Origin of the sequence: Chitinophaga sp. NPDC101104 (genome assembly GCF_050277495.1) — a bacterium.
In the GTDB taxonomy this organism is placed as follows: Bacteria; Bacteroidota; Bacteroidia; order Chitinophagales; family Chitinophagaceae; genus Chitinophaga.
The window spans coordinates 3,041,273-3,055,574 of the sequence record NZ_JBNNSF010000001.1; the positions used below are offsets into that span (position 1 = coordinate 3,041,273).

At 56.4% G+C, this 14,302-nt stretch carries 9 protein-coding genes; all 9 read left to right on the forward strand.

The annotated features are described in order from the left end of the window. Nucleotides 1–122: 122 nt before the first annotated feature. Entirely contained in the window at nt 123–1,199 is a 1,077-nt protein-coding gene (locus tag ACQKLP_RS12280) for a DUF4421 family protein (RefSeq protein WP_427323040.1), read from the forward strand. A 340-nt stretch (nt 1,200–1,539) separates the two neighbouring features. Further along, nucleotides 1,540–4,635 (forward strand): SusC/RagA family TonB-linked outer membrane protein, encoded by a 3,096-nt coding sequence (locus tag ACQKLP_RS12285; protein WP_427323041.1) that lies wholly within the window; start codon nt 1,540–1,542, stop codon nt 4,633–4,635. A gap of 27 nt (nt 4,636–4,662) precedes the next feature. After that, nucleotides 4,663–6,318, forward strand: a complete 1,656-nt coding sequence (locus ACQKLP_RS12290) for a RagB/SusD family nutrient uptake outer membrane protein (RefSeq protein WP_427323042.1) — start codon at nt 4,663–4,665, stop codon at nt 6,316–6,318. 162 nt (nt 6,319–6,480) lie between these two features. Next, nucleotides 6,481–7,941 carry a hypothetical protein gene (locus ACQKLP_RS12295; protein WP_427323043.1) on the forward strand — a complete coding sequence of 487 codons (1,461 nt, stop codon included), beginning with the start codon at nt 6,481–6,483 and terminating at the stop codon, nt 7,939–7,941. Nucleotides 7,942–7,943: 2 nt separating this feature from the next. Then, on the forward strand, nt 7,944–8,951 hold the full coding sequence (locus ACQKLP_RS12300) for a GntR family transcriptional regulator (protein ID WP_427323044.1): 1,008 nt from the start codon (nt 7,944–7,946) through the stop codon (nt 8,949–8,951). Between the two features lie 32 nt (nt 8,952–8,983). Beyond that, on the forward strand, nt 8,984–10,951 hold the full coding sequence (locus ACQKLP_RS12305) for a hypothetical protein (protein WP_427323045.1): 1,968 nt from the start codon (nt 8,984–8,986) through the stop codon (nt 10,949–10,951). A 3-nt stretch (nt 10,952–10,954) separates the two neighbouring features. Continuing rightward, entirely contained in the window at nt 10,955–12,523 is a 1,569-nt protein-coding gene (locus ACQKLP_RS12310) for a solute:sodium symporter family transporter (RefSeq protein ID WP_427323046.1), read from the forward strand. Between the two features lie 259 nt (nt 12,524–12,782). Next, the gene (locus ACQKLP_RS12315; RefSeq protein WP_427323047.1) at nt 12,783–13,670 is read left to right on the forward strand and encodes a retropepsin-like aspartic protease; all 888 of its coding nucleotides are present in this window, start codon (nt 12,783–12,785) and stop codon (nt 13,668–13,670) included. A gap of 74 nt (nt 13,671–13,744) precedes the next feature. Then, nucleotides 13,745–14,251, forward strand: a complete 507-nt coding sequence (locus tag ACQKLP_RS12320; RefSeq protein WP_427323048.1) for a hypothetical protein — start codon at nt 13,745–13,747, stop codon at nt 14,249–14,251. Nucleotides 14,252–14,302 lie beyond the last annotated feature (51 nt).

Below are 14,302 nucleotides of genomic sequence, written 5' to 3' on the forward strand. Positions count from 1 at the left end.
GGCAAGGGAATTTTCACTGAATATACTCAATTTTGAAAAGGGAAGTAAGGATATCGGCAGCTTGAAAAGCAGATACGATAATCTTCCTTATTTTGCGGTCAGCGATCAAAACCCTCAGTCTCATGCCTTTAGCCAATACTTGCCTGGGATGGATGGCCTCCTGCGCCAGTGTTATCCTTTTTCCGGCCGACAGTCTCCCGCACCGGGATTCCCTGCCGGCGGGGCGTCCGTACGTCGAAAAGATCGGGGATTACGCGACCGTGAAGGCCACGTACAGCGAAGACCTCGAAGAGCTTGCGCTCCTGACGCCGGGCCGCGACCTGGAGCTGGCGCCCAATGCCAGTGCGGCGGTGCATCTCGGTTTTTCGTACCGCTTTCTCTCGGTGGGTTTCAAGGTGGCGCCGCGGTTTTTGTCCGGGAACGGGGATGATGGCCAGATGGGGAAGACGGCTGCCCGGGGAATGGCGCTGGGCTTTACTTTCCGCCACTGGCAGCAGGAGCTCAGTTACAGCAGGACCAAAGGCTATTACCTCGAAAACACGGCGGATTACGTGCCGGGCTGGAAGGAGGGGATGCCGTACCTGCAGTTCCCCGATCTGGTGTTCAGGAGCTTCCAGGGCATTACGGCTTATAATTTCAATCCGCGGTTTTCGGTGAACGCGGTGCTGACGCAAACAGAGCGCCAGCGCAGGAGCGCCGGAAGTTTCATTCCGCTGCTGCTGTACCGGTATTACATTATAGACGACCGTTCCGTACCGGTTGCGCCGGGCGGGGCCACGCAGCGGACGAACAACTTCGAAGTATTGCTGGGCGCGGGTTACCAGTATACTTTCGTGTGGCAGTACTGGTATGCGTCATTGGGGGTAACGCCTGGAGCGGGATATATTTTCACGAAATTGACAACGCGTTATCCGGACGGGCCGGCTGTAGACCACCACCATACGCCGGCATTCCGGGTAGACGGCCGCGCGGGGATCGGGTATAACGGTCAGCGGGTATACGCAGGAACGTATATGAACGTCATTTCCAACGCTTCGCGGCAGGAAAACAATGCCGTCATCAACAGCGACAGCCGGCTCATTTTCAGGGTGTTCGCGGGATACCGTTTCCGGGCGCCGAAGGTCCTTTCCCGGCCTATGGACCGGTTAACGGAGATCTACGGGCAAAAGCTGGAGCGCCTCCGCAGGAAGGAGCGATAATCCCCATTTCCATACTATTTTTCGATCGACCGCGTCCAATATATGGATGCGGAACTCTTTTCCATGGCCCGTTGTGGAGATGATAACGTTTGCGTTCCCGGATGGCACCATCTTTCCCTGAAGAGAAAAAAGTTGCGCATTTGAAACCGTTCCCTATATTTGCAGTAGAATAGACTAGAATAACATAGTCTTTACGTATTTCCTGCGGCGCTATTCCCGCAAGGTCAACCAAAACTATTGCCATGAAACAGTTTCTTCCACGTAGTTGCGACAGCAGCTGAGGTTGTCTGCGTATTCCAGGTATGAATAAATTCCACAGCTACAACCAAAAGTAAAATCTATGCAAGCTTATTTTTCCAGGAGCTGCCATACGCAGGCGGGCTCCCGAACTTCCACGTGCCTATGGAAAACGATGTTGGTGCTGGCCATGATGCTGGCCGTCGTTTCCCCCGTTTGGGCGCAGCAAAAAATCCAGGTGAGCGGTAAGGTGGCGAATGAAAAGGGAGAACCGGTACCCGGGGCTTCCATCGCGGAAAAAGGTACTTCGAACGGGGCTGTCAGCCTCGAAGACGGCCGCTTTCAGCTCAGTGTCGCCTCCGGTGCCGTACTCGTTGTTTCCTTTACGGGATACGAAACGCAGGAAATCCCCTCCCGTAGCGGCACCCCGCTCCGCATCACGCTCGTCCCGGCTTCCAAAGACATCGGCGAAGTAGTGGTGATCGGCTACGGTTCTCAGAAAAAAACTTCCGTTGCCGGCGCCGTATCTTCCGTACGGGGCGCCGAACTGATTCAAAGCGGCTCGTCCAACGTATCCAACGCCATCGCCGGCCGCGTGCCGGGCGTCATCGCCAACAACCGCTCCGGGCGCCCCGGAGAAGACGATGCTTCCCTCGTCATCCGCGGCTTCAACTCTTTCGGCGGCGGCACCAGCCCGCTCATCATCGTAGACGGCATCCCCGACCGCAGTTTCAACCGCATCAACCCCAACGACATTGAAAGCGTGACCGTCCTCAAAGACGCATCCGCAGCCATTTACGGCGTACGGGCGGCCAACGGCGTCATCCTCGTCACCACCAAAAGAGGCAAATCCGGCAAGCCGACCATCCAGTACGACGGCAACTACGGCTTCCAGCAACTCACCCGCCAGCCCGAAATCGTGAACGCCTGGCAATACATGACCTACTTCAACGAAGTAAACCCCAATACCTACGCCAAGGGAGAGATCGATAAGTACAAGGCGGGTAACGTTCCCGGATATACGTCTACCAACTGGCTGGACGAAGTTTTCCGCAAAAACGCGCCGCAAACTTCCCATTCCCTCAGCGTGAGCGGCGGCAACGAGCAGGTGAAATATTATTTCTCGGGCCAATTTGTAGACCAGTCCAGCAACTTCCGCAACAGCATCGAGCGCTACCGGCAGTTCAACATCCGCTCCAACATCGACGCGCGGATCTCTTCCAACCTGAAAGTGAACCTAGATATCGCCGCACGCAACGAAGACCGGCGCTATCCTACCTACGGCGTGGGCAGCATCCTGCACGAAACACGCTCGCTGTACCCGTTCATTCCCGCCCGTTGGGAAAACGGCCTGCCCAGCGCAGGCGTGGCGGCGGGCCGCAATCCCGCCATCCTCGTAACGGACGCGCCGGGGTACGACCGCGTGAAGAATTACGTGGTAACGCCGCAAGCGGGATTCGACCTGAAAATGCCGTTCGTTACGGAAGGATTGTCGCTGAGCGGATATGTGTCTTACGACGTGAACCTCCGTCACAGGAAAGTTTTCAACCGGCCTTGGGATGCATATGCATTCGACCGGTCTACCAACACCTATACCAACCAGCGTTCCAGCACGGTTTCTTCGGCCAGCGTTGCGCAGAACGAAGACATGCTTTCGGGCAGCACACAGTTCATCAAACTGGCGTATGACCGCACTTTCGGCCGCCACAAGATCGGCGCGTTCGCGGGGTATGAATCCACGACTTCGTCGTCCTGGGGCACTTACGCCTATCGCCGCAACCTGCTGAGCGACCAGATCGACCAGATCTTTACCGGTACGGCCGACGGACAGAACGCCACGGGCTCGTCGGCGCAAGACGGCCGCGCGAGTTACCTGGGCAGGGTAGAGTATGGGTACGACAATAAATACCTCCTGGAAGTGACGATGCGGTACAACGGCTCCTTCAACTTCCCGACGCAGAACCGCTGGGGCCTTTTCCCGGCCGTGATCGCGGGATGGAGGATTTCCGAAGAGCGGTTTTTCAAGGAAAGCGTGCCCTTTATCAACGAGCTGAAGCTTCGCGCGTCGTGGGGCCTGCTCGGCAGCGATGCCGTGGCCCAATATCTCTTCCTGACCCGCTATCAGCTGGTGACGAACAAAAACTATTATACTTACTTCGGCGACGATTATGCATTGAACAACGCCATTTCGCTCACCAGCACGCCCAATCCCAACATCACCTGGGAAAAGCAGGATACGAAAAACTTCGGGGTGGACGCGACGTTGCTGGACAACCGGCTGACGTTTACCGCCAACTATTTCCGGTATGTGAGAAAAGACATTCTCGCCAAGCGCAATGCGTCGATCCCCTTGTTTACCGGAATGGCGCTGCCTTCCGAGAATATCGGGAAATCGCTGAACCGGGGCGTCGACTTCGCCCTGACCTACACCGGCGATGCGGGCGAACTGCGGTATTCGGCCGGCGTGAACGGGACTTTCGCGAAAAGCAAAGTGCTTTTCCGTGACGAAGCGGCTTCCGTTCCCCAATGGCAGAAATCCGAAGGATACCCCATCGATTCCTGGCTACTGTATGCGTCTGACGGCATTTACCGTTCGCAGGACGAGATCGACCGTTCCGTTCACCTGCCCGGCGCCCGCCCTGGCGATATCCGCATCAAGGATACCGATGGCAACGGTGTCATCACGGCCAACGACCAGGTCCGCATTTACGAAACCGCCACGCCGAAAGTGGTGTATGGCGTGAATCTCGGCCTCAGCTACAAAGGCATCGGCCTGAACATGCTCCTGTCCGGCCAAACCAAAGCGAAGCAGATGATCAACTCCCAGGTGCAGGGTTCCCTCATCGCCCCGCCGCAATGGCTGTACGACGGCCGCTGGACGCCGGAAAACACCGGAAGCGAATATCCGCGCGCGCATACGAGCAACAGTGTCAACGCTTCCTATTACAACAATTCCGACTTCTGGCTGCGCGATGCTTCGTTCCTGCGGCTGAAGAGCCTCGAGCTGTCGTGGTCCGTTCCAACAAGATTCTTTTCCGGCAGCGGCCTCAGCGCCCTGCGCCTGTATGCCAGCGGGTACAACCTGCTGTCGTTCGACAAAATGAAGAAATTCGGCGTAGACCCGGAAACGAACAACACCACAGGCATCAATTATCCGCAAACGAGGATTTTCCGCTTCGGGCTCAACGTCGGGCTTTAAGGCTTTCACCATTCAAACTTTCCTATCATGAAACTGAGAATATTGCTACTGGCGGGTTTATGTGCGGGCAATTTCCTGCTGCCGTCGTGCTCCAAAGTGCTGGACAAAGCGCCGCTGGATTCGTATACCGACGAATCCGTCTGGAAAGACATCAAGCTGGCGGAAGCTTTCGCCAACAACATCTACAACATCCTGCCCACCTGCACGTACGACTGGGGCAGTTCGATCAACCGCAGCTTTTTGCTGTCGCCCGCGTCTGACGAAGGTTTCAATAAATTCGACTACGCCGGTGTCCGCAACGTGATCAACAAAGGGCTGCTTTCGCCCGACAATGCGGGCAGTTTCGACATCTGGGCGAAGAATTACTCGCATATCCAGAACGCCAATATCCTGCTGTCGCGCATCGACCAGGTTCCGGGCGACGATGCCACGCGGAAGCGGATCAAAGGGGAGGTGACGTTCCTCCGCGCATACGCTTACTTTCAGCTGATCTGCGACTATGGCGGCGTTCCGCTCGTAAAAACGCCCTTCGGCCTGTCGTCCGATTTCAAAGTCCCCCGCAGTACCTTCGACGAATGCGCGAAATTCGTAAGCGACGAGCTGGAAGCGGCGGCGACCCTGCTGACGGGCATCAATCAACCCAAAGGCCGTGCGAGCGCCCCGCTGGCACTGGCGGTGAAATCGAGGCTGCTGCTGTATATGGCGAGCCCGCTCTGGAACCCTTCCAACGACGCGGCGAAATGGGCGGCGGCTTCCGCTGCGGCCAAAAGAGTGATGGACCTGCCCGGGTTTACGCTCTATACCGGTAATTACGCAGACCTGTTCACGGTGTACAACAGCGAGATCATCGGTGCGCGGCTGTCGAACAAGGAATACGAATGGGATGCGTTCACCGGCATCGAAATGATGTGCTTCCCCAACGGGTACCACGGCTGGGCGGCATTTGCGCCCACGCAGGATTTGGTGGACGCGTTCGGTATGGCCAACGGGAAAAACATTTCCGACGCGCAATCCGGTTACGATCCGCAGAACCCTTACGCAGGGCGCGATCCGCGCTTCTATGCGGATATAGTGCACGACGGGCGGCCTACCGGCAACGCGGCCTATTTCAGCGACCGTACCACCAACGAGGCGCAGTTCTACGAAGGCGGCTACGATTCCGACCAGGGGTACGACGCCTGGAACAACAGCCTGACGCGCTACTCCTTCCGCAAGTACATGGACACGACGTTCAATTTCAATACCGACCTGCAGGCCAACCGTTTCTGGATTTTGTCGCGGCTCGGGGAGATCTACCTCAACTACGCCGAAGCGGAATTCCAGCTGGGGCATGAAGCCGTGGCCCGGGAATACCTGAACAAGATCCGGCTGCGCGCCGGTATCACGGCGCCTTTGACGGAAAGCGGCCCGGCGCTGCTGGCGCGGATCCGCAACGAGCGGCAGGTAGAGCTTTGCTTCGAGGGGCACCGTTATTACGACGTCCGCCGCTGGAAGATCGCGGAAACGACGGAAAACAAGCCCTGCCGCCAGGTGATCATTACCCGCAACGCAACTACCGGCGTCAGGACGTACGTGTACCAAACGCTGGAGCAACGCGCCTTCAAGCCGGAACATTACCTGCTGCCCATCCCGCGGACGGAGATCAACCGCACCGGGTTGCCGCAAAATCCTTTATACAAGTGATGTATGCTGACTGGTTATACATACAGTTTTTTAATCGCACCCTGCCGTTTCTACGGTCAGGGTTGCTTTCTTTAATTGTGCACGCATCCGGAATCGATTTTTAAGTATATTTCATATCAACGTTCCACGTTATGAAACTGCAATATTCAATTGAAAAGGCTTATGATGTTTGAAATGGTACGCCGCCGGTGGGCGAAATGGATGCATTTCCTGGCTGCGGCCTTTGTGGTACTGCCTTCTGGCGTTTTTGCGCAGGCGGAGTTCACTTCGTCGGACACGGCGCTGGAACAGGCGTTCGTAAGGGCGAGGGATATGGCATTGTCTTACCGGGGCCAGGCAACCGACCCGGTGGGCCCCTGGTACGAGGCGGCTTTGCCGGCCCGCAGCGCGTTTTGCGTGCGGGATGTGTCGCACCAGCTCATTGGTGCGGAAGTATTGGGCATGCAGGCGGAGAACCGGAATATGCTCGGCCGTTTCCTGGAAGGGATTTCCGAAAGCAAAGACTGGTGTACGTTCTGGGAGATACATAAATCGGGAAAGCCGGCCGTGGAAGATTACCGGAATGATAAGGAGTTCTGGTACAACCTGAACGCCAATTTCGAGCTGATCTACGCGGGCTGGCGGATGTATATGTGGACGGGAGACACGGCGTTCATCAACAGCGCTGCGTTCCGTAACTTTTCCGCGATCACGGTGGGGCCGTTCGTGGACCGGTGGCACCTCCGGCCGGAGGCGTTGCTGCGCCGGCCGCCGTTTCCCAACGCGCCGGTGCCTTTCAACGAAAAAGATTACTTCCACCGCTGCAGGGGATTGCCTTCCTATTATGAAGCCATCGCCGATATGGGGATGGGGGCGGACCTCGTTGCCGCCATGTACCGAGGGTTTTCGGCGTATGCGGATATAGCAGGCTGGCGGGGAGACCGCAGGGCGGAAAAGCAATTCCGGGCAAAGGCGGAGGCATACCGGCAACATCTGGAAACGAACTGGTGGGACGGGCAGGCCGGTTTATACAACACGTATTTCACCCATGGCCGTAAATTCGGAAGGGGGGAAGGGGAAACGTTCCTGCTTTGGTACGATGCGCTGAAAAACGGCGACCGCGTCCGCAAGACCATCGCCAACATGGGCAGCAAGGAATGGAACGTGGAAAATCTTTCGTATTTATCGTACCAGTTCAGCCGCTTCGGTTATTTCGACGAATCGTACCGCTTCATCCTGTACCTGACCCACCCGGCAACGCCGCGGCGCGAATATCCTGAAGTGTCTTTCGGGGTGATGGAAGGGATCGTACAGGGTGTCATGGGCGTTTCGCCGGACGGGCGGAACAACCGGCTGACTACCGTTTACAATAGCTGCTCGCCGCATTTTTGCGAAATTGGCGGGCTGAAGGTGTTATCTTCGGACATCCGTTTGCGGCACGAGCCGCGGCGGAGCGTGCTGAAGAACGAAGGAAGCCGCCCTTTTACCTGGCGCGCCGCTTTCAACGGCCGGGCAACCGGTATCCGGATAAACGGAAAGAAAATGAAAACCCGCGTGGAAACGGATGTTATGGGCAACAGCAAAACCTGGGCGGAAGTGGAACTGCTTCCCGGAATGGAAGCCATCGCTGAAAAAGAGGACTAATTATGAACGTTTTTGACAAGATTACCGATCTGGAAACCGTGGTGTCTTACTCCAAGCACGACCGCCTGGTACAGGGCATCATCAATTCCATCAACGATAAGGTGCTGTCTCCCGGAGACACGCTCCCTTCCGTGAACGCCATGATCCGGGAGCTGGGCTTTTCACGGGAAACCATTATGAAAGGCTACCGGGAGCTCACCGGGCGGGGGATCATCGAAGCCCGCAACAGGCTGGGATATTTCGTGTCGGGCCAAAGTACCGAACAACTCCTCAAAGTGGCGCTGGTCATGTATAACCTCGATACTTTCGAAGAGCAGTTTTACAGGAATTTCCGGCAAACGCTGGGCCCTTCCATCAGCCTGCAGCTTTACTTTCACCACGGGAATATCGATGTTTTCGAAACCGTGCTGCAAAGCATCCGCGGGCAATTCGGCATGTACGTCATCGCCCCGATACCGCACCCGAAATCGAAGGAGCTGCTCGATACCATCCCCCGTAACAAATTCCTGATGTTCGACCGGTTTGAGCCGCTGGACGGGGATTTCAACCACATCACCCAGGAATTCGAAAAATCCTCCTACCGCGCCTTCACCGAACTGGCAGACGAAATCCGGAAATTCGACGAGTTCATCTTTTTCCATTCCCCCGATTCGCTGGACCCGAAGGAGATCGCCGTGTCTTTCCGGAAATTCCTGAAAACCCATCACATCAAAGGCCGCATCGAAAAAGAATTTACGGCAGGTACGGTGGAAAGGAATAAAGTCTATTTCACGCTGGACAACTTTGCCATGTGGGAAATCCTCAAGGAATGCAAGGCGAAACGATTGCAGCCGGGGAAAGACGTGGGCATCCTGTCGCACAACGACGAGCCGGCGAAGGAATTCGTGGGCATCACCACCTATTCGGCCGACTTTGCCGCGATGGGGAAAATGGCTGCGGAGGCCGTTCTCAGCCGCGAAAAGGTGCAAACCACGATCCCGACCACATTGGCGCGGCGGGCGTCTCTCTGATCCTGAACATTATCCAATTTAACGAGATCAACATGCGATACATTTATTGCCTGCTGTTGCTGCTGCCGCTTGCAGGCCGCGCGCAGCGTACCTGGACCATGACCGGCGATGGCGGGATCCGCCAGGATGCGGTATCCACGCCGCCGCATACCGACCATCTCGAAATGAGCGGGAAGCAGCTGTCGGCGATCGTGCATTATGGTTTCAACGAAGCCCGCAAGCCCGTTTTCAGCCGGAAACTGGTTTTCCCTATGCTGCGTTCCATCCCCAACAATACCCGCGCCAACCTCATCCGCGTATTCAAAGGCAGTGCGATGGATTCGGTCCTGATAGATGGAAAGCCGGTCACGGAAACCATCCGGGGTTTTTATATACACGGCAAACTGGTTTGTGAAAGCCGAATCGGGACGGATGTTGTGGTGACGCGGCGCCTTTTTCCATCCACCGGCAAAGCGGCGTTCGTGGAAGCCTATCGCCTGGAGAACCGCGGCAGGCAAAACCTCGTGCTCGATATCCCGGAAACGGACAGCAGTATTTTGACGGATGCGGCCAGGGGCGTCTACGGCGCGTACGTGGTGCAGGTGAAGACCTGGAACGGCGGGCGGAAGTCCCTCGCGCCGGGGCGCTTCGTGGATTTTCATGTCGTGTATTCGGCCCGGAAGCAGGCCGATCCCCCGTTTTACATCGATCCCGCTTTCGAGGAAAGCCAGCGGATGGCGCTGGTGAAGGAAGTGGAAGATAAACTCGTGCTCCAAACCCCGAACGATACCATCAACCGGATGTTCGCTTTCGCCAAGCTCCGCGCAGCGGAAAGCATTTACGAAACGAAGGCCGGCCTCATGCACGGCCCCGGCGGCGGGGAATATTACGCGGCCATCTGGGCCAACGACCAGGCGGAATACGTGAACCCGTTTTTCGGGTATCTCGGTTATGACGCCGGGCTGGCTTCGGCGCGCAACAGTTTCCGCATTTTCGCGCGATACATCAACCCGGAATATAAACCCATTCCCAGTTCCATCATCGCGGAGGGCGACAGTTACTGGAATGGCGCCGGCGACCGGGGAGACCAGGCCATGATTGGTTACGGTGCTGCGAAGTATGCGCTCACGGTGTCCAATCCGCAGGATATGACGGCGTTGTGGCCGCTCGTGAAATGGTGCAACGAATACATGTTGCGCAAGAAATCGGCGGACGGCGTTTATTTTTCGGATTCGGATGAGCTGGAAGGGCGCTTCAAAGCCGGGAAGTATAATCTTTCCACCAACGTGCTGACCTACGCCTCGCTGTTGTATGGCGCGCGGATGGCGGACTGGATAGGAGAGCGGCAGGTTTCGGCGGAATGGAAATCGGAAGCGGACCAACTCAAAACGAACATCGAAAAATACTTCGGCGCCAATGTGGAGGGTTTTAATACCTATCGCTATTTCGACGGGAACGATAAGCTCCGCGCTTGGATCTGCTTGCCGCTGGTGATGGGCATCAACGACCGGAAAGATGCGACCCTGGCGGCTTTGCTGTCGCCCAGGCTCTGGAGCCCCGACGGCCTCCTCACCGAATCCGGCTCCAAAACTTTCTGGGACCGCTCTACCCTGTACGCTTTCCGCGGTATTTTCAAGGCGGGGGCTACGGACACGGCGCTGAAATACCTGGCGTATTACGCTTCGAAACGTTTGCTGGGCGATCACGTCCCCTATGCGATAGAAGCCTGGCCCGAAGGGGACCAGCGCCATCTTTCGGCCGAAAGCGGGCTGTATTGCCGCGCTATCGTGGAAGGGCTGTTCGGGTTCGACCCTGTCGGCTATAAAGCGTTTGCGGTGTGCCCAAAGCTCCCGTCGAAATGGGGGCAGATGTCTTTGCAGAACGTATATGCTTTCGGTACGGTCATCGATCTGTCTGTGCAACGCAACGGCAGGAATTATAAGATCATTGTGAAGGAAAAAGGCAAGCCGGCGCAATCCCGGGCCTGGGACGGGAAACAGCCCGTTCATTTCAATCTGTAAATCATGAACGCCGCCACCCTCAGCGCATTTTTTATCACGATAGCCACCGCCGCATGGCTGGTGTGGCGAAGTGCGCGGCGGACGAAGCCCCTGACCGCTACCGGACTGTTTTTCGGCAACAGGGACCTGGGTTTCGTGGCGGTGGGCTGCGGACTGATATTCGCCAACATCAATACCACCTCGTTTATCGGCGAAAACGAGCTCACGTTCACCAACAACATGAGCGTGATGGCCTGGGGCGTAACGTCGGTGGTGGTGATGATGGCGGTGGCGGAATTCATCCTGCCCATTTACCTGAAAACCGGAATTTCCACCACGCCGGATTTCCTGGAAATGCGGTACGACCGGCAAACCAAAACCTTCGTATCCCTCATTTTCCTGCTCAACTATATCGTGAATCTCCTGCCATCCGTGCTATATGGCGCCGCCGTGGCGTTGGAAGGGCTTTTTGACGTGTCCGAACTTACCGGTATAGGTTACTGGCCCACGATTTGGCTGTTGGTGGCCGTGATGGGCGCGCTCGGCACGCTGTTCTCCGTCAGGGGCGGGTTAAAAGGCATGACGGTTTCCGGGACGATGCTGGGCCTGGCGATGTTTACCGGCGGATTACTGTTGCCGTACTTCGCATTGCGGCACCTCGGAGCAGGTAGCTGGCAAACCGGGCTGGAAACCGTGCTGACAACGGAAACGTATCGCCTGAACGCCGTCGGCGGCAAGCACGACGCTATTCCTTTCGGAACGATTTTTACCGGCATGTTGCTGGTCAATTTATATTACTGGAGCACGGAGCAATACATCGTACAGCAGGCGCTCGGCTCCCGCGACCTGGCTTCCTGCCAGAAGGGGATGGCCCTCGCGGGATTGGGGAAGCTGGTGCTGCCGCTGCTGCTCAATGTGCCGGGGATCGTGGCGGCGCATATCTACGGGACTCTGCCGCATTCCGCCTCCGTGTTTTCGACGCTCATCCGCGACGTGGCACCGCCCGTGTATACGGGGTTCATGGCCGCGCTGCTGGCCGGTGCATCGCTCACCACGTTCGTAGCCGGCATCAATAGTTCCGCAACGCTGTACGTGCTGAACCTCCGCAAAGGCGCGCCCGGCGGGATGCGCACGGCGCGCAGGTTCGAGGTGCTGCTTTGTGCGGGCGCGGTTTGCATTGCGCCGTTCATTCATTTCACGCAGGGCGGCTTATATACCTGGTTGCAGAAAGTGGGCGCGCTTTTCAGTGTACCCATTTTTACGATCATGGTCGTAGGTTTTTTCACGCGCCGCGTTCCCGCGCTTGCGGCCAAAGCTGGATTGGCGTTCTTCATTGCGTGTTATGCATTATCGCAGTTCGTGGTGGACGTGGGGATACATTTTTTACATGTACTCGCTATCCTTTTCCTTGCGACGGTATTGCTCATGCTGGCCATCGGGAAATGGCGGCCGCGTGAGGCGCCCTTTGTCTTGCAATGGAACAATCTCGTGGAAGTAACGCCGTGGAAGTGGCGGTACCTGGCGATGGGGGGGCTGATTGCGCTGGTGATTGGTTTGTACCTGCTTTTTTCACCGTTCGGTTTGGCAAAATGAAAGGGCATGAAAAATAAGACAGCCAGGAACAATGCTCCGGCAGTCTTAACGGATTTTTCAGCAATGTCGTATCCATCTTTTCTTTAAATCATGCCGGACGGGTAGGTAGCGCGTCCGAAAAGCGCGGGGGCTTTGGGCGGGGGTAGACGGCAGAATTCCTTCATCCTGCAAAGGAAATCGTCCAACTCTACCGCAATGTCAACACGATATCGCATTTCCCCGTTTTCCCCGATTGTGTATCTTCGCGCAAACGTTTAACATGAGACGATGCCTGCTGGCGATCCTTTGCGCCTGTATTTTCCTTTCACCGGCGAAAGCCCATGATCCCCGGACGGAAATCCCCTTCCAGGTAACGGGATCCGGCCATATCCTCGTGAAAGCGACAGTGGGCGGGGTAGAAGGGAATTTCATCTTCGATACCGGGGCCGGCATCACCGTTTTTACGAAGGCTTTTTTCGATAAACTGAAAAATACGCAGCGGGAAGACGGCGGATACACGGGCTTCAGGGCCACGGGCGAGCGGCTGGACATCGATCTGTACCGGGTGCGCGACATAGCCTTCGGCCCCATGAAAAAAGCCGAATCGGAAGTAAGCTTCCTGGACGCCAATCTCGGCGGGATCGATGGGATCATTGCCGTGAAACTACTGGAAGACCAGCCTTTCACGATCGATTTCACGCAGAACGTGCTCCGGTTCGAGAATAAGCAAACCCTCGCTTCGATCCGGAAGTCGGCGAAAGTGGTGCCGCTGCAGCTGGAGCAATCCCGCAATCATTCGCTGACGCTGTTCGCGTATTTCCAGGTGAACGACAGCCTGCGCCTGCAATGCTCGCTGGATAGCGGTGCAGGAAAAGATGTGTTCCGCCTCAACGCCAAATACCTCAGCCGGCTGAATGTTAATATCTCGGATACGGCGCGGGTGCGGAAAGTGGAGCGGAAGAGCGAATTCAACGAAAATTTCAAGTCGTCCATATATATCACCCAGTTGCGGGACCTTGCGGTGGATGGTGAGCCGTCTATCCGGACGGGGCCGTTCCGTGCGCAGTTGGTGGAGGGGTTGATTTACGACGGCATTATGTGGATCAGCTGGCTGGGCCGGAAAATAACGTTCGATTTGGGCGCGCCGGCGCTGCTGGTGCGGAACTAGCGGGGATTTTCATTTTTTTTTGGGATTAGACATTAGACATACATACATTAGACGCTCCTTGTAACATGCGCTTTATGCTGAAGCCGCGTAGCTGGCTTTTTTTTCTGATCTTGATCGCTCCGGTTTCGATTTGGGGTACTCCGTGGTATTTGCCCGTGCAATTTGCGGTGGCGTTTTGCCTTTGGGGATGGTGGTTTTTTTCGGTGTTGCGATGGGCTGAGCGCGCGGATGTTCCCGAATGGAAGGGGAGGCTGGCGAATTGCCGGGAGGCATGGCCGTTGTGGGTTTCGTCGCTGGTTATGTTCGGCGTTTCCCTCTTTTTTCCCGATCCGCCGAAAGTTTACGCCGGTTTGCGTGTCGGGGCGTTCATGGCAGGAGGGAGCGTGTTGCTGGTGGCGCATGTTTATATCTCCTGGCAGATCGCGCATGTACTGGCGGAATTATCCGGGAAGCGGGAACGATGGATGGGCTGGATGGTTGCTGTGGCGTTGGTTTTGCCTATCCCGGTTTTTATCCAGGGGAAAGTGAATGCGATCTTTCGGCAAGTTGATGATCAGACAAAGCGGCGCGATGACATGTAATTTGCCCCGACAAGTTTTTTGGAAAAGAAAAGAAAATGCGATAATTTCAGT